The sequence below is a fragment of the Cytophagales bacterium genome, from assembly GCA_019456305.1.
Classification (GTDB): Bacteria; Bacteroidota; Bacteroidia; order Cytophagales; family VRUD01; genus VRUD01.
The window spans coordinates 21,471-37,451 of sequence record VRUD01000038.1; the positions used below are offsets into that span (position 1 = coordinate 21,471).

The window sequence follows — 15,981 nt, forward strand, 5'->3', positions numbered from 1 at the left end:
TGTTAACCGTTGTTAACCGTTGTTAACCGTTGTTAACCGTTGTTAACCGTTGTTAACCGTTGTTAACCGTTGTTAACCGTTGTTAACTGTTGTTAACTGTTGTTAACTGTTGTTAACTGTTGTTAACTGTTGTTAACTGTTATTAACTGTTATTAACTGTTATTAACTGCTATTAACTTTTAGTACCAGTTGTATTAAGTTTAATTTAAAAGAATAAATATCTACAATCATAAAAATAATAATTCTTTTAAAAAACATTCTTGTAGCTCTTTTTGATTTATATTTGCACCCTATAAATACAGAACCAAAATTTTAGTTCATGGTTTTTGGTTATTAGTTTTAGTTATTTGGTTATTAGTTTTAGTTCATTGGTTCAATAGTTTGCTAATGCCGGACTCATGGCACGACCAACAAACTAAAAAACTATAACCATAAACTATCAAACCATAACCAAAAACTAACAACCAAAAACTAAATATAAGGAGTCGTCAGGCGACTTTAATATTATGAATTCCGATATGCATAAAACAAAAACAAAAACTATTTTTAAAATTCTTCCAATAATTTTATTAATATTTACGCATTGTAATAATAATCGTCAATCTGAAGACACCGAAAGATCTGTAATGCAATACAAGGACATGCATACATTCTCAAAACCTGACCAGGCAGTTGTCAGGCATCTTGACCTGGATATCATCGTAGATTTTGATAAGAAAATAATAACAGGCAAAGCAGCCTATACAATTGAGAATATAAAAGGAGTCAATAAAATTTATTTTGATAGCCGTGATTTAAAAATTGAAAAGATAACGCTTGGAAAAGAAGAGAAGGATACCAAATTTCAGCTTGGAGCTTTTGTGGAGTACTTAGGACAGCCGCTGGAAATTTTAATTGAAGACAATACCAAAATTGTAAATATTTATTACAGCACTAATCCCGGATCAGTAGCGCTGCAATGGCTTGAACCACAGCAAACAGCAGGGAAAAAACATCCTTTTTTATTTACACAATCCGAACCCGGTTTTGCACGTACCTGGGTACCTTGCCAGGATAGCCCTGGTATCCGATTTACCTATACTGCAAAAGTACAGGTTCCCGGTGGAATCCTTGTAATAATGAGCGCTGAGAATCCGACTCAAATTACCCCGGATGGTAACTACAACTTTAAAATGGACCAACCAATACCTGCCTATTTGCTGGCATTGGCAGCCGGTGACTTACAATTTAAGGCAACAGGAGAACGTACAGGGGTTTATGCTGAACCATCGGTGATTGATAAAGCTGTTTATGAATTTGCTGAGATGGAAGATATGCTTCTCACTACTGAAAAGTTGTATGGCCTTTACCGGTGGGATCGTTACGATGTCGTGGTTTTGCCCCCAAGCTTTCCTTTTGGCGGTATGGAAAATCCAAGGGTTACCTTTGTTACTCCTACTATCCTGGCAGGTGACCGTTCATTGGTAAGCCTGATAGCTCATGAAATGGCACATTCGTGGTCGGGCAACTTAGTTACCAATGCAACCTGGAATGATTTCTGGCTCAATGAAGGATTTACCGTTTATATAGAAAGGCGGATCATGGAGGAGTTATATGGTAAATCTTATGCAGATATGCTTGCCGTGCTGGGCTATCAGGACCTGGAAGATGATATTAAAAAATTGAGCGCTGATGATACTAAGCTAAAGCTAAATTTAACTGGCCGGGACCCGGATGAAGCTATGACTAATGTCGCTTATGAAAAAGGGGCTTTATTCCTTAAAACAATTGAAGAAGCTATGGGCAGAGAGCGATGGGATGGTTTTTTGAAACAATATTTTGATACTTTTTCATTTCAAACAATGAGTACTGAAAAATTTGTTGAATATCTCAAAAATGAATTAGGAAATGCTCCTGATGCAACGGAACTGTTAAAACAAATAGCGATTGATGACTGGGTTTATAAGCCGGGTATTCCTGGAAATTTCAAAGTTTATTCTGATCGTTTCAAACAAGTAGATGAGCAGATAAAACATTGGAAACAGGGTACTCCGGTACCTGATCTATATGTGAAAGAGTGGACTACGCATGAGTGGCTGCATTTTTTACGGCATCTGCCTGAGAAAATGTCTCTTGAACAGATGGGCGAATTAGACAGTTCTTTCGAATTTACTAACTCTGGTAATGCAGAGATCCTTTGTGCATGGTACCTTCATGTAATAGAAAATAAATACACTGCCGCACTTCCTGCTCTTGAAAAATTCCTGTTAAATGTGGGACGTAGGAAATTTTTGAAACCATTATATAAAGCCATGGTTAAAACCGAAGATGGAAAAGAAATGGCAAAAGCTATATACTCAAAAGCGCGGCCTAATTATCATTTTATTTCGGTGAATACTATTGATGAAATTGTTGGAAAATAGTTCAGAGTTCAGGGTTTAAAGTTCAGAGTTCAAAACACTGAACATAAAACATTGAAAATGACTAATATAGAAGAGGCTTCCCCAAAAACATCCCTACTAAGCTTCATTGTCAGGATCGTTAGCCTACTAATTATTTTATTCCTCTTTTTAGTTTCTCTGGATTTGATGGCCGGAGCTTTTAAGCTGTTCGGCAAGGAAACCGCACAGCAGATCATGAATGCAACTTCAAACCCCTTTGTTGGCTTGTTTATTGGTTTGCTTGCAACTGCGATCATTCAAAGCAGCTCCACCACTACCTCTATGATCGTAGCAATGGTTGCAGCCGGCAGTTTGAGTATAGAAGGCGCTGTACCTATCGTTATAGGTGCAAATATTGGTACTTCCGTAACCGCCATGATCGTTTCTTTTGGCTATATTGGAAAGAAAAAAGAGTACCGTAAAGCTATTGCAACTGCCTCAGCACACAATTTTATAAATATTTTTATTACGTTATTATTATTTCCCTTAGAACATTATTTTGGCTTTTTGTCCCACCTTGCACAATCAATTGCAGTTCTCTTTACTTTTGATTCATCCGGTTCTACTGAAATCTTTAGTATTATGAAGGTAACGGTAAAGCCCGTTGCCAAATCCATTATACATTTTTTGGGAAGTAAGGCGCTTATTGTCCTTCTCTTGTCTGGCTTACTGCTATTTTTCTCTATATATTTTTTAACACGTTTCTTAAAAAAAATGCTCGTTGGCAAGGCACAAAAGAAATTAGATAAGCTTCTTTTCAAAAATCCGTATCGGGCTCTTGGCTGGGGAATTGGCTTAACTGCTGCTGTACAATCAAGCTCGATTACTACCTCATTGATAGTACCATTGGTTGCTACAAATAAGGTTGGCTTGAGAAAAGCATTCCCTTTCCTGATGGGAGCCAACATCGGCACCACGGTTACTGCCCTGATCGCAGCATTATCACAAAACCAGGAAGCATTGACTATTGCATTTGTTCATGTACTGTTCAATGTAATGGGTGTGGCTGTTTTTTTGCCGGTAAAAGCTATCCGTAATATTCCGATAAGGCTTGCCCGAAGGCTTGGCAAAGCAACTTTGAAAAATCGTATAGTTGGTGTTGGATATGTGGTCACAACTTTCTTTTTCATACCGTTTTTGCTTATATTTTTTACACGTACAACTGTTTTGGTAAGAGAATATAAATACATTCAGAAAGATATTGTTACGGGGGAGGTCTCCTATAAGATAATTTATAGCGAAAAAATACCTAAAACAGATCAAACTTCATGGAGTATTTATACCGGTCTTGATAAAGATTCTATCGGAGTTGACGCGATCGCTGAAAAAAATATTATTGTGTACAGGGATAAAAATATATTGCATATTGGCGATGAATATTTTATATTAACAAAGAAAGGATTTTGTTGGGATAATGTAGGTCGGATTGATAATCCGACAAATCAGGACATGATGGGTAAATATAAGATTTGTGTAGATAATATCGTTTACAACTATAAATTGAACAATGATATTAGGATAGACACCTGTTATGTACTAACCAGGAATTATTATAATCCCCAACCTGTAGATTCTACATACGATATAATCTACCTTGATGTTCATAATCAGGTAATTTTTAAAATTGAAAACAGAGATAAACATGGGAATTTGGTCTTTTTAGAAGAGCTTCGTAGTATTTATCCGTAATTTTAACCACAAGGGTGAAAAGAGATTTAACGGGGCAGGCAGATTACACCCCAGTACGTTCGTACCCAAGTACGCTCGTTCCTCCCTACGGGGTAAACCTCACTACGGGGCAGGCAGATTTCACACCTGCCCGCCACCTGTAAGGCTTTAGTATAGCAGGCGGGGATTTTTTTAAAAAAACTTTGTTTCTTGCTGTCTTTGTGGTAAAATTTGTATATTTGAAATAGTTAAGCAAAATTTTTAAACTAAATTAGCGATGATAAATATTACAGAGAAAAAGTTTTTAGCAGCGCCCAAAAAGGTAATTAACCAAATGCAATTGTCAAATGAAATAGTAAACATAGTTTCAGACAAGAAAGGGTATGTCATCATTGATGCTGATGAATGGCGAAACATTTATGAAACAATTTACCTAAACAACATAAAGGGATTAAGCAAGTCAATCATTAAATCCTCAAAAGAACCTTTAGACAGTTCGACACCCTTAAATAAGGTAGATTGGTAATGTATGAAATTGTATTATCCAAACAAGCAGTAAAAGATGCAAAAAAAATTACTAGTTCAGGCTTGAGACCTAAAGTAGAGAAACTTTTAAAGATAATTGAGAAAAATCCATTTGAGTCTCCACCATTTTACGAAAAATTGAAAGGTAATTTGGAAGGTTTTTTCTCCAGGCAAATTAATATTCAACATCGTCTTGTATATGAAGTGTTTGAAGAAGAAAAAATTGTTCGCATACTTCGAATGTGGACACATTATGAATAAAAGTTATAATAATACAGAAAATAATGTTTCAAAGGCTCTTATTAATAATAAATATTTCATCATTTGCAACATGCACTTCATTTTCCCAATCAACAGCTTCTAAAAGATACAGAGACCCTGCACTTTGGCACAGCTTGAAGGCAGATTATTTTTTGAAAAACGGCAGCTTGATCTATTTTGAAAGCAATTACAGAAGCAGCGTCAATCCCATTTTCAATAATTTAGGAGATCGTTTTCCGGCCAATAATTTTTTCAGGATCCATAATTTGCTAGGGTTTGAATATAAAGCATCACCACATTGGTATCCAGGCATTTCCGGGAAATTTGTTAACCTTTCCAATGAATATATCTTTTACACCAAACCTTATTTATACCATAAAGGGTTTTTCAAAGGAATTGAATTTATTAAAGAAGGCGCTTTTGAATTGTTAAGTTTTCAAAAAAGTAATGATTTGGCCAGGTTTAGCGCAATGGTGATTTTAGCTAAGGAAATAAAACTGAATAATAATGATACTTTAAAAAACAGCCATAATTTAAAATTCCTTTTTTCATACCAGATATTCCAGATATTTGTGATCAATGATCGGGGTAATGTCCCTTATGACAGGAGAAGATTTGATAAAACCAGGTTAAGGTTTGATATAGAATATATCTTAAATGATAAATTTTCTATAGATGTGTTTGCAATGAGAGAAACAGATTATTTTTATTCAGATGCCAGTGGTAGTTTTCCGGAGGGAAATCTAAATTTTGTCACCCCAACCTTTGGATTGGAATTAAAGTACACTTTTAAAAGGAAATAGGGAAATAAAGGGAATAAGGGAAGTTTACAATTGACAGTTGACAATATTGTCTATTGTATTATTTGCCTTTAAGGAAACTCAATTTATAGAATGACAAGTTTACGCGTAATTATTTTATCTTTTGATCTCAATTTTACAAAATAAACACCTTTGATCAATCCAGCAATGTCTATTTCTTTTGTATAGCCATTTTCTGATACGTACATCTGTTTTGTCAAAAGAACCTTACCAATTGTATTAGTTATTTCTAAGGTCATATTTTGGGATTCATTTTTTCTATGAATATGAATATTGATTTTTCCATTTGCAGGGTTTGGATATATATTAATACCTAACGGGTTTAAATAATTTTCTTTGATAGAAGATATTGGTGTTCCATAAATTCTAAAATCATCGAAAGCAAAACCATCATCATTGTTTACGGAACCATCACTACCATAGACTATTCTGAAAAAAACATCTGGCTGCCCTCCAAGAGCAGGCAGATCGTGTTTTGCCGTTAACCAGCCGAAGGATGATCCTGTCCATCCTTCTCTACTTCCCATCCAATTCAAACCGGTGATAGTACTATCATTATACCAATTGATAGAGTCTCCAGTTGCACCTACCTTTTGCCAATTGATACCACTATCAGTTGAATAATATAAAGCTGCTCCATCCCAACTAAATTCTGTATTATACCAAATACTTAGCTCAACATAGAGGCCAGCCAGATTACTAAAATCAAAGCAAGGACTTTCCACAAAAGATCGGTCACCGTTTTTATAATTTCCGGTCAAATTGGTTACCCAGGCATTGAGACCAGAAGCCGCACTATTAATTACAGGGCCTGCTGGCGCACCCAATTGCCAGGTGCTGTTAAGCCCGCTGGATAACCATCCGACATTTCCAGATTCAAAATTCTCAAGAAAAGGATAAGTGCTGATAACAGGTTTGTTTAAAACCTGGTAATTTGTAATGCTGTCATTGAAATAGTTGGTATCTGAGATTAAATCTGTCCAGAAATCAAAAATATAGGTTCCTTGAGCAGATAAGTTAGCAGTTGCCGTAAAGAATGTATATAATGTATCGGAACCGGGGTTAATTGTACCGGAAATAATTTCGCTAACAGGAAACCCGCCATTCATACGGTAAGAAACACCAATGTTGGTTTGAGCAGCGCTACCAAAGTTTTGTACTCTTATAGAAACGCTTTCATTTCCGCTTAAGCCGCATCCGGAAACAGGTGCATTGATTGCAAATACACCTGCGTCATTGGCAATAGTTATATTCTCAAAATATTGAAGACTGCCACCGTACTCCCCTACAAAAGCATCAAAATCCCCATCTCCATCGATATCTACAAAGGCAGGGAAAGCAAAATAATTAACATTGGTCAATCCAAAAGGATTGGTTTGGGGTAGGGCAAATGCAGGAGAAGTATTAGTGCCTGTATTTTTATAGTAGGTAATATCACCGCCATAGGCGCCACCTGCAAAAGCATCAAAGTCCCCGTCACCGTCAATATCAGCAAAAGCCGGAGCAGCCAAATAGCCATATACACTTGTCAAACCAAAAGGATTGTTTTGGGGCGCTGTAAAAGCGGGAACAGTACCGGTTCCTGTATTTTCAGAATATTTAAGAACGCCATAATATTCTCCTAAAAAAGCATCAAAATCCCCATCTCCATCGATATCTACAAAGGTAGGGGCAGAGAAAAAGCCATTAATACTATCTAATCCAAATGGGTTGGTTTGTGGTAATGAAAATGCAGGAACCGTATCGGTTCCAGTATTTTCAAAATAGATAATATTTCCATAATAATCACCTCCCACAAACGCATCAAAATCGCCATCTGCATCAATATCAACAAAAGTTGGGGCAGGGATATAGCCATTTACAGTATCTAATCCAAATGGGTTGGTTTGAGCTGTATCAAATGCAGGTGCAAAATTGGTTCCTGTATTTTCAAAGTATTGAAGTGCACCATAATATTCACCGATAAAGGCATCGAAATCCCCATCTGCATCAATATCAACAAAAGTGGGCAAAGCCCAACCAATAGCGCTTGTAATTCCAAAAATGTTGGGAGGAATAAATGCAGGGGTAGTAACAGAACCTGCATTTTCAAAAAATTGAACAGACCCATATCCACTACCGATAAAAACATCAAAATCTCCATCCGCGTCAATATCAACAAAATCCGGAGCAGCGAAATATCCCCCTGCATTGGTTAATCCAAACGGGTTGGTTTGAGGTGTAGCAAATGCAGGAACACTGTCTGTACCAATGTTTTCAAAGTATTTGATACTACCATAATATTCGCCAACAAAAGCATCAAAATCTCCATCTCCATCAATATCAACAAAATCCGGGAAGGCAATACCGGCAACACTATTTAATCCAAATGGATTGGTCTGTGACGCTGCAAATACAGGAACAGTACCGGTACCTGTGTTTTCAAAATAATGAAGAGCGCCATAATTATCTCCTGCAAACATATCAAAATCTCCATCTCCATCAATATCAGTGAAAGTTGGGAATGGGTTATAAATACTGGTTAATCCGAAGGGGTTAGTGATCGGTGCTGCAAATGCAGGCACAGTATCGTTACCTGTGTTTTCAAAATATTGAATAGTGCCGCTAAATTCTCCTCCAACAAAAGCATCAAGGTCTCCGTCTCCATCAATATCTGCAAAGGCAGGAGCAGCGAAATATCCCCCTACATTGGTTAATCCAAATGAGTTGGTTTGAGGCGGAGCAAATTCAGGAGTACTGTTTGTCCCTGTATTTTCAAAGTATATTATATTACCATAATATTCGCCAACAAAAGCATCAAAATCTCCATCTCCGTCAATATCTACAAAATCAGGAAATGCAAAATTATAAACGCTTGCTATTCCGAAATTGTTTGATTTTGGAGGTGCAAATGCCTGACCATAGGCCGTACCAGCGCTTAAACCAATCACAATAGCAGCAGTTGCCAATATATGCTTCAGCTTCGTTTCAGGTACCAGGCCCAGCAATTGATTGTATAATCGCTTAAGTCTGTGAGTAAGAACATTGCGTTGATGGTTCGATAAACGCTTAAAAGAACCATCCTTGATCATTTTGTTCAACCGCTGAGAAAACTTATTGAACTGATCTAATTTGTGGGGATGGTTGTATGGTTGCATAAGTTAAATAAAGATTTTCAAAGATAGAAAGAAAATTTATTTTTTAAACATCTTTTTAAAAATAAGTATCCGCTTTTTTGTACCATTCACCTCACCCCCTAACCCCCTCTCCACTGATGTGGAGAGGGGGGAATTATTTTGGTACAACAAAACGGATAGTCATTTTTTTTAAGATTATCTGAACCTGCTCTAAAGAGTCATTTTTTTACTAAAATCATCTTTAAAACTGTTAAAAGCTAACTGTCTTCTGTCTATTGGCTACTATTAATTGTCAACTGTCAACTGCTTACTGCTACTGCCACTGCTACGCTCTTCAGATGCCGCCCAGTAAGTTGCATCAGGGGTAGATAATCCCATCTTGTATGTATCATTCATCGTGTTCAATATTCCCGGTCGTTTTAAACCGGGCAATACCTGAATGTCATAAATTTCATCAACCGTGCTTTGATACTTCAGCTCGCCAACAATTCCCCCTGTCGGAAGATGTATCACCACAATGCCAGCCGATAATGCTTTATCTGCAATAGGCAGGTTTTTAAAAGTAGAAGCGTTTTTACGCAAACGTGACAGGCCTATAAAAAGATGATCGCCATATTTATCCATACCTCTTACAAAACCCGGTAATTTAGTGATCACATCGTATTTGCCTTTTTCCGGGTCTGCGCATACCACTTCACCAGTGGCAGAAAGCAGCATATAAAGCTTATCGTTATAAATTCTTGGTGAATGTGGCATGGGGAGGTCCTTTAAAACTATCTCTGATGAAGGAACGTGAATTATAACACCTGTATCCGGAATATTTTCTCTCCAGCTTTGTGGTTTATTTCCGGTTCCAAATGCCGATACATACAAAGGAAACCCCTGATCCATTGCCATTCCATTGAGATGACAACGGTCTTCAGAGGCTAATTTTGTTATGAATGACGGTTTCCATCTGGGAATAAAGCTAAAATCATCATTGATCACTGCGAGGCAGGAAAACGAGGTGTTAACGGACCACAAGACCGAATGGAGGAATGGGTGAACCGGTGAATCGGTGAATCTCTTCGTTTTCAAGTTCTCCGTTTCTCCGATTCCCCGGTTCACCGATTCATCTAAAAATCCCCAGTCCAGATCGTGAATATCTACCTGCCCTGTATAATAGGTTGCTCTTGGTACGTACAGTCCGTCATAAGTATTGGGTTGTTTTGGATAGCTTACGGCAAGGCCGGGACAATTTGCCAAAACGATCACTTCTTCTTTTGTGGCAATTGCTAATTTACCCCCGTTAACTGCCATGCCCATTGCTTTATTAAAAGTACGGGGCAATTGTATCAGCTCCAGGTCGTTTTTTGCGCTAATAAAGATAACTTTACCTGCCTGGAATGTGCTGATCGCGAGCGTGCAGTTTAATTGCATCAGCAACTCTGGTAAATTGGGTGAGAAGGTGCAGCTAAAGGGTGGGGGAGGTTGTTTCATTGTATCCTAAAAAATACTTGCCACGAAGACACTAAGGCACAAAGTTACACAAAGTTTTATAATAATTATTAGATATAGACGTTTACATCGTACAAAATTTATACTGTCTATGAAGTTTACAAACGGAACTATTAGAATAAATAATATTAATAGAGATATTTATTGGTGGGGGCTATATGCTACGCATGTATTGGAGAAGTTTATTAAAACAAATTTTAAAAGAGCAAATACTATGAAACAAGCAAAAAGATTACTGAAAATTTCAGGATCAAAAAAGAAAATAAAGAATAATCCTGAACAAAATACTTCATCAAATCATAATTTTTATAAAGAAAATAAGGCAGTAAGGGAAGATTTTAAAAGATTAAATGAAATAGATGCTCAATATGGTATAGAACAAATAAACGTTGATGAATTAGATGAGTTTGAACAAAAAGTATTGAAAAAACATAATATTATTTTAAAATAAAAAAGCCCCCGATTTACCAGAGGGCTTTTTTTATTGAGCATCACTTCAAATCTTTCATAAAATAAAACAATGCACTTACATACTGCAAATACAATAAACTACTCAACAACCAGCTTGCGAACGATCACATTATCTTTAGTTGTTAATTTTACATAATAAAGACCTTTCTCAAATGCTGCTGTATTTATCTCAAACGAATATCCGTTTTCTGATACAGCGGCCTTTTCTTTTAAAATTATCTGGCCAATTGAATTTGTGACTTCTAAAGTTACACTCCCTGATCCATTTATGCCATTAAATTGTACTATGAATTTATCTTTGGCAGGATTAGGATAGATGGTAACATTGGCAGCTTTTGCATTTTCTTTAATACCGGTAGGTGAGGTGTTTTGAAAATATTTAATAGCGCCATAATACTCTCCTACAAATAAATCTTTATCACCATCTCCATCTATATCAACAAAAGCTGGTGCAGAGAGAGAACCTACATCAGCCAATCCAAAAGGATTGTTTTGTTGTGCTGCAAAGGCAGGCGCTGTATTAGAACCGGTATTTGGAAAATATTTAATAGCGCCATAATATTCACCTACAAATAGATCAAAATCTCCATCTCCATCTATATCAACAAAACTTGGAGCAGCATTGTAACCAACACTAGCTAATCCAAAAGGATTGGTTTGTTGTGCTGCAAAGGCAGGCGCTGTATTAGTGCCGGTATTTTGGAAATATTTAAGAGCGCCATAATATTCACCTACAAAGGCATCAAAATCACCATCTCCATCTATATCAACAAAAGTTGGAGCAGCGAGGATATAACCAACATTAGCTAATCCAAAAGGATTGGTTTGTTGTGCTGCAAAGGCAGGCGCTGTATTAGTACCGGTATTTTGGAAATATTTAATATTGCCATAATATTCACCTACAAAGGCATCAAAATCACCATCTCCATCTATATCAACAAAAGTTGGAGCAGCGTAATCAACATTAGCTAATCCAAAAGGGTTGGCTTGAGGAGTCGTAAATGCAGGTGATGTGCTTGTACCTAGATTTTGAAAATAGATAAGATCACCGTTTTCATCACCCACAAAAGCATCAAAATCACTATCTCCGTCTATATCAACAAAAGCCGGACGAGCTAATGTGTCAACTGTTGCTAAACCAAAAGGATTGGTCTGCATCGCACCAAAAGTTTGAGCATTAGATGAAATAGTTTTTAAACTAAGCACAAATATTGCAGCAGCGGCCAATATATGCTTTAGCTTAAGTTCGGGCATATAATCTAATAGTTGATTAAACAACCGCCTTAACCTGCCAATGAGCATGTTACGTTTTTCTGATGACAAACTGTTAAAGCTGCCATTGTCAATCATTTTGTTTAATCTCCGGGAAAATTCCTTGAATTGTCCCAGCTTGTCTGAGTAATAATAATTCATAGTTTTCATGATTATTTGGTTTTTGTTGCCCCGAGGTTCTAAAGGCGGGTTAATTTAATTGCGAAAATTGGCAACAAAAAAGGGCGCAAACCTCATACTTTCATTCAACTTACTATAGGTATCGCTAAACACCCGTGCATGGTTGAAGTCAGTTAGAAATTACACGCCCCGAAGGGCGCATTTCCTGACTTTTCTCCATGCACTTGAAATTAGCGATTTTAAAGTAAGAGAAATCTCAGTAACGCAATTTTTTGTTATGTCTTTATTTTTTCTATGTCATATTTTTTCTATTGTGATATTTATTAGTTTACAAGTTATTTACCCTTATATTTAATCAAATAAAACCACTTAGTAAGTGTATATCCAATCAAAATTATTACAAAAGCGAATTCTAAATATGGATTAAAGTCGGCTATATTAAGGGCATCTCTAAAAACTACATATTTTTTAAAACACACCCCTTGCCCCTCTTGATAGAGGGGAATATATGGTGTAGTTTTTAGAGATGCCCTTAAATAATATTAAGGCAACCAACATAGTGAGTATGTCCAATATATTATTTCCTGAATTCATTTGCCTTTATTTTTTTACGATAATTAATTTTGTTCTTTTGGTTTTTTTTTGATAAAAGTTGATAAAACACCAATAGCGCCAATTATCGCTAAAATTAAAAATATGGTAGTAAGTGCATCCATTTTAATTTTTACGGTCAAGTCTAAAAGTCCAAATGAAAAAAAATAATGCAGCAACCCCTCCCAAAATAATCATATTCAAATTAAATTCTTGTCCAACAAAGCTTCCAACTGCTATCATTAGAAATATACCTTTGCTGATGTCGTACAAATATTTTGCTGCATTCTCCCTTTGTTTTTTATTCATTATACAAATATAACGTATATTTTTTTATTATAAAAGTCATTTGCCTTTATTTTTTATTAAATAATAGATCTTTAATATTATATAAACCGCAGTTCCTAACAAAACTACAAACCCTAAATAGGGGCTTATTGCATTGAGCGTCTCCATAGATGCCAGTACAATAATCGCTAAAATTATATCTAAAGTTGATTCCATAATTGTCATCTTTCACCACGTTGTACAGGATGAAAGCATTTTAAGTTTGGGGAAAATTAATGCTTTTTATATTAGCCAACAAATTTAATAAATTATTTATAATATTTATTAGTTCACAAGTTGTTTACCCTTATATTTAATCAAATAAAACCACTTAGTAAGTGTATATCCAATCAAAATTATTACAAAAGCGAATTCTAAATATGGATTAAAGTCGGCTATATTAAGGGCATCTCTAAAAACTACATATTTTTTAAAACACACCCCTTGCCCCTCTTGATAGAGGGGAATGTATGGTGTAGTTTTTAGAGATGCCCTATATTAAATAATATCAAGGCAACCAACATAGTGAGTATGTCCAATATATTATTTCCTGAATTCATTTGCCTTTATTTTTTACGATAATTAATTTTGTTCTTTTGGTTGTTTTTTTTGATAAAAGTTGATAAAAACCCAATAGTACCAATTATCGCTAAAACTAAAAATATGATTGTTAGTGCTTCCATTTTAATTTTTACGGTCAAGTCTAAAAGCCCAATTAAAAAATATTATTGCAGCCCAACTACCTAAAATGATCATATAAAGATTAATTTCCTGGTTAACAAAACTTCCCACTACTGTCATTAGAAATATACCTTTGCTGATGTCGTACAAATATTTTGCTGCATTCTCCCTTTGTTTTTTATTCATTATACAAATATAACGTATATTTTTTTATTATAAAAGTTATTTGCCTTTATTTTTTATTGTATAATAAGTTCTCACAATAACGTCTGCCGTTTTAGCAAGGGCCAAAATACCCAATATCACCTTTAACCAAAACCCTACAGCAGGTTCTAATTCTACATATTCAATAGCTACAAAGGCAATAATCAGTAATACTACATCATATATGTTATTCTCAGAGTTCATAAGAATGCAAGTTTATATAAGAAATATTTATTATGCAAACTTATTTACAAAATCTTTTAGCTCTGCTAATTTATTAGTACGTTTGCACAAAAAAAGTGGGAAGTAAAAATCCAATTTTCGAATTATTACAGGTAGACAAGCTGATTGAAAATATTTCAGGGTATATTGAAACACGCCTGGAGCTTTTTAAGCTTGATATTCAGGAAGGGCTGGCAAAAATTTTAGCTAACCTGGCCTTTTTTTCGATACTTTTGCTGCTGATATTGATTGTGTTGATATTTATCAGCATGTCGGTTAGTTTTTATTTAAATAAAGCGCTGGATAGCAGCTTTTGGGGATTTGGCATAGTTGCTTCGTTTTACCTGTTGTTACTTATTTTGTTCACTTTGTTTTCAAAGAAAAACATAGAGGTTATCACATCACATATTCAAAAGATCATTGATAAAAATTTAAGCAACAATCAAAATAATGACAAACCAAAAAACAATTAAGAAAAAGAAAGTGCTCCATGTTACGTCTGATCAATACAAAAAAGCAATAAGATCTGATATAGAGGGATTAAAAAAGAATGCCCGGAAATGGAGTACAAACGCTTTGATAATCGGGGGAACGCTTTTAGCTGCTTACAGCTTAGTAAAGATATTTTTTGATTCTAAGGATGAGGAGTCTGAATCTCCTGATAGAGATCATAATCTGCCTGCCAACACTAACCACGAGTCAATAGTAGTAAGAATGATAAAAGAGCAACTTGCTGCATTTTTACTGAACCTGGCTAAAAAGAAACTGATCGAATTTTTGCATGATTTGAATAATAAAAAAGGAAAAAAGGAAATAAGGAAATAGGAATCGTGCTTGTAAAATAAAATTGTATTATTGGTATACAATGAATATCTATACCGGACTTGTCGACAAAAAAAACAAGGGAGTTAAATCCTTCGCAGTATTGCTTGATCCGGACAATTTGGATGAACAGTCTTGCATGGAAATAATAGACTTAAGCTGCGGCAATGTTGATTATTTCTTTGCAGGCGGTAGTTTGTTAATCAAAACCAATCTAAACGCTATTGTTCAAACTGTTAAGAATAATTGTGACATACCTGTAATATTATTTCCCGGTAATAATTTACAAATCTATCCTTCTGCTGATGCTATTTTGTTGTTATCCTTAATTTCAGGCAGGAACCCTGATATGCTTATCGGCCAACATGTTGTTGCTGCCCCGATTTTAAAAAAAAGCAGCCTGGAAATCCTCCCTACCGGGTATATGTTGGTAGATTGTGGTAAACAAACTACCGCACAGTATATCAGCAATACAATGCCCATCCCCTATAATAAAAATTCCTTAGCATCCTGTACTGCTATTGCAGGTGAAATGCTGGGTTTAAAGCTTATCTATTTAGACGGAGGAAGCGGTGCCGGTAAACCTATCAATCCGGCTATGATAAATGCAGTGAGGAGGTCTGTTGATGTTCCAATTATTGCAGGTGGCGGCATAAACTCGGCAGAAAAAGCATTGGAAGCGCTGAATGCCGGAGCTGATCTGATTGTAATTGGAAATGGAATAGAAGAAAAACCCGGGTTATTGGTTGATGTTTCACAGAAGGTCAAGGAAATGAATCGGGAGTTGGTTTAAAAGGAAATAAAGGAAATAGGGGAATAATAGAAAATAGTCGGCAGTCGGCAATCGGCAATCGGCAGTCGGCAGTCGGCAATCGGCAGTCAGCAGTCGGCAATCGGCAGTCGGCAAAAAAGAAAATAACAATCAAACCATTATAACAATATGGCAACGGGGTTTAGAAACTT

At 35.8% G+C, this 15,981-nt stretch carries 15 protein-coding genes and 1 pseudogene; 9 read left to right on the plus strand and 7 right to left on the minus strand.

The window, feature by feature from the left end; translation table 11 throughout:
• Window positions 1–518 precede the first annotated feature (518 nt).
• The 5 genes from FVQ77_09645 to FVQ77_09665 all read left to right on the plus strand — a co-directional run bounded on the left by FVQ77_09645 (window position 519) and on the right by FVQ77_09665 (window position 5,677).
• Window positions 519–2,402: a M1 family metallopeptidase gene (locus FVQ77_09645; GenBank protein MBW8050585.1), complete on the plus strand. Its 1,884-nt coding sequence runs from the start codon at window positions 519–521 to the stop codon at window positions 2,400–2,402.
• Between the two features lie 57 nt (window positions 2,403–2,459).
• Window positions 2,460–4,109, plus strand: a complete 1,650-nt coding sequence (locus FVQ77_09650) for a Na/Pi cotransporter family protein (protein MBW8050586.1) — start codon at window positions 2,460–2,462, stop codon at window positions 4,107–4,109.
• 256 nt (window positions 4,110–4,365) lie between these two features.
• On the plus strand, window positions 4,366–4,614 hold the full coding sequence (locus FVQ77_09655) for a hypothetical protein (GenBank protein MBW8050587.1): 249 nt from the start codon (window positions 4,366–4,368) through the stop codon (window positions 4,612–4,614).
• Window positions 4,614–4,874: a Txe/YoeB family addiction module toxin gene (locus FVQ77_09660; protein MBW8050588.1), complete on the plus strand. Its 261-nt coding sequence runs from the start codon at window positions 4,614–4,616 to the stop codon at window positions 4,872–4,874. The genes FVQ77_09655 and FVQ77_09660 overlap by 1 nt, the downstream gene beginning before the upstream one ends.
• A 23-nt stretch (window positions 4,875–4,897) precedes the next feature.
• Complete coding sequence (locus FVQ77_09665) at window positions 4,898–5,677, plus strand: hypothetical protein (protein MBW8050589.1); 780 nt, start codon at window positions 4,898–4,900, stop codon at window positions 5,675–5,677.
• Window positions 5,678–5,760: 83 nt separating this feature from the next.
• Here FVQ77_09665 and FVQ77_09670 read toward each other — a convergent pair whose 3' ends face one another.
• Complete coding sequence (locus FVQ77_09670; GenBank protein MBW8050590.1) at window positions 5,761–8,832, minus strand: T9SS type A sorting domain-containing protein; 3,072 nt, start codon at window positions 8,830–8,832, stop codon at window positions 5,761–5,763.
• Window positions 8,833–9,096: 264 nt separating this feature from the next.
• Window positions 9,097–10,290 carry a TIGR03032 family protein gene (locus FVQ77_09675; GenBank protein MBW8050591.1) on the minus strand — a complete coding sequence of 398 codons (1,194 nt, stop codon included), beginning with the start codon at window positions 10,288–10,290 and terminating at the stop codon, window positions 9,097–9,099.
• A 109-nt stretch (window positions 10,291–10,399) separates the two neighbouring features.
• On the opposite strand from FVQ77_09675, the gene FVQ77_09680 reads away from it, so the two are divergent.
• Entirely contained in the window at window positions 10,400–10,759 is a 360-nt protein-coding gene (locus FVQ77_09680; protein ID MBW8050592.1) for a hypothetical protein, read from the plus strand.
• A 98-nt stretch (window positions 10,760–10,857) separates the two neighbouring features.
• Here FVQ77_09680 and FVQ77_09685 read toward each other — a convergent pair whose 3' ends face one another.
• From FVQ77_09685 to FVQ77_09700, 4 genes are all read right to left on the minus strand, one after another.
• Window positions 10,858–12,201 (minus strand): T9SS type A sorting domain-containing protein, encoded by a 1,344-nt coding sequence (locus FVQ77_09685; GenBank protein MBW8050593.1) that lies wholly within the window; start codon window positions 12,199–12,201, stop codon window positions 10,858–10,860.
• Between the two features lie 687 nt (window positions 12,202–12,888).
• Window positions 12,889–13,071, minus strand: coding sequence for a hypothetical protein (locus FVQ77_09690; GenBank protein MBW8050594.1), 183 nt, complete (start codon window positions 13,069–13,071; stop codon window positions 12,889–12,891).
• A gap of 702 nt (window positions 13,072–13,773) precedes the next feature.
• Window positions 13,774–13,956 carry a hypothetical protein gene (locus FVQ77_09695; protein ID MBW8050595.1) on the minus strand — a complete coding sequence of 61 codons (183 nt, stop codon included), beginning with the start codon at window positions 13,954–13,956 and terminating at the stop codon, window positions 13,774–13,776.
• Window positions 13,957–13,992: 36 nt separating this feature from the next.
• Entirely contained in the window at window positions 13,993–14,178 is a 186-nt protein-coding gene (locus FVQ77_09700; GenBank protein ID MBW8050596.1) for a hypothetical protein, read from the minus strand.
• Window positions 14,179–14,273: 95 nt separating this feature from the next.
• Here FVQ77_09700 and FVQ77_09705 point away from each other — a divergent pair, with 95 nt between their 5' ends.
• The 3 genes from FVQ77_09705 to FVQ77_09715 are packed head-to-tail and all read left to right on the plus strand — an operon-like array spanning window position 14,274 to window position 15,811.
• Complete coding sequence (locus FVQ77_09705; GenBank protein MBW8050597.1) at window positions 14,274–14,669, plus strand: phage holin family protein; 396 nt, start codon at window positions 14,274–14,276, stop codon at window positions 14,667–14,669.
• Window positions 14,647–15,021 carry a hypothetical protein gene (locus FVQ77_09710; protein ID MBW8050598.1) on the plus strand — a complete coding sequence of 125 codons (375 nt, stop codon included), beginning with the start codon at window positions 14,647–14,649 and terminating at the stop codon, window positions 15,019–15,021. Before FVQ77_09705 ends, FVQ77_09710 begins: the two co-directional genes overlap by 23 nt.
• A gap of 40 nt (window positions 15,022–15,061) precedes the next feature.
• Entirely contained in the window at window positions 15,062–15,811 is a 750-nt protein-coding gene (locus tag FVQ77_09715) for a geranylgeranylglyceryl/heptaprenylglyceryl phosphate synthase (protein ID MBW8050599.1), read from the plus strand.
• Window positions 15,812–15,845: 34 nt separating this feature from the next.
• Here the strand turns inward: FVQ77_09715 and FVQ77_09720 are convergent.
• Window positions 15,846–15,923 (minus strand): annotated as a pseudogene (locus FVQ77_09720) (peptide chain release factor 1).
• Window positions 15,924–15,981 lie beyond the last annotated feature (58 nt).

What these genes read in the sequence shown, in the direction of transcription:
- FVQ77_09675 (MBW8050591.1), bottom strand. Translation starts at nt 10,290, where the DNA reads ATGAAACAACCTCCCCCACCCTTTAGCTGCACCTTCTCACCCAATTTA.
- FVQ77_09710 (MBW8050598.1), top strand. Translation starts at nt 14,647, where the DNA reads ATGACAAACCAAAAAACAATTAAGAAAAAGAAAGTGCTCCATGTTACG.
- FVQ77_09685 (MBW8050593.1), bottom strand. Translation starts at nt 12,201, where the DNA reads ATGAAAACTATGAATTATTATTACTCAGACAAGCTGGGACAATTCAAG.
- FVQ77_09665 (MBW8050589.1), top strand. Translation starts at nt 4,898, where the DNA reads ATGTTTCAAAGGCTCTTATTAATAATAAATATTTCATCATTTGCAACA.
- FVQ77_09700 (MBW8050596.1), bottom strand. Translation starts at nt 14,178, where the DNA reads ATGAACTCTGAGAATAACATATATGATGTAGTATTACTGATTATTGCC.
- FVQ77_09645 (MBW8050585.1), top strand. Translation starts at nt 519, where the DNA reads ATGCATAAAACAAAAACAAAAACTATTTTTAAAATTCTTCCAATAATT.
- FVQ77_09695 (MBW8050595.1), bottom strand. Translation starts at nt 13,956, where the DNA reads ATGAATAAAAAACAAAGGGAGAATGCAGCAAAATATTTGTACGACATC.
- FVQ77_09680 (MBW8050592.1), top strand. Translation starts at nt 10,400, where the DNA reads ATGAAGTTTACAAACGGAACTATTAGAATAAATAATATTAATAGAGAT.
- FVQ77_09655 (MBW8050587.1), top strand. Translation starts at nt 4,366, where the DNA reads ATGATAAATATTACAGAGAAAAAGTTTTTAGCAGCGCCCAAAAAGGTA.
- FVQ77_09690 (MBW8050594.1), bottom strand. Translation starts at nt 13,071, where the DNA reads ATGAATAAAAAACAAAGGGAGAATGCAGCAAAATATTTGTACGACATC.
- FVQ77_09650 (MBW8050586.1), top strand. Translation starts at nt 2,460, where the DNA reads ATGACTAATATAGAAGAGGCTTCCCCAAAAACATCCCTACTAAGCTTC.
- FVQ77_09715 (MBW8050599.1), top strand. Translation starts at nt 15,062, where the DNA reads ATGAATATCTATACCGGACTTGTCGACAAAAAAAACAAGGGAGTTAAA.
- FVQ77_09670 (MBW8050590.1), bottom strand. Translation starts at nt 8,832, where the DNA reads ATGCAACCATACAACCATCCCCACAAATTAGATCAGTTCAATAAGTTT.
- FVQ77_09660 (MBW8050588.1), top strand. Translation starts at nt 4,614, where the DNA reads ATGTATGAAATTGTATTATCCAAACAAGCAGTAAAAGATGCAAAAAAA.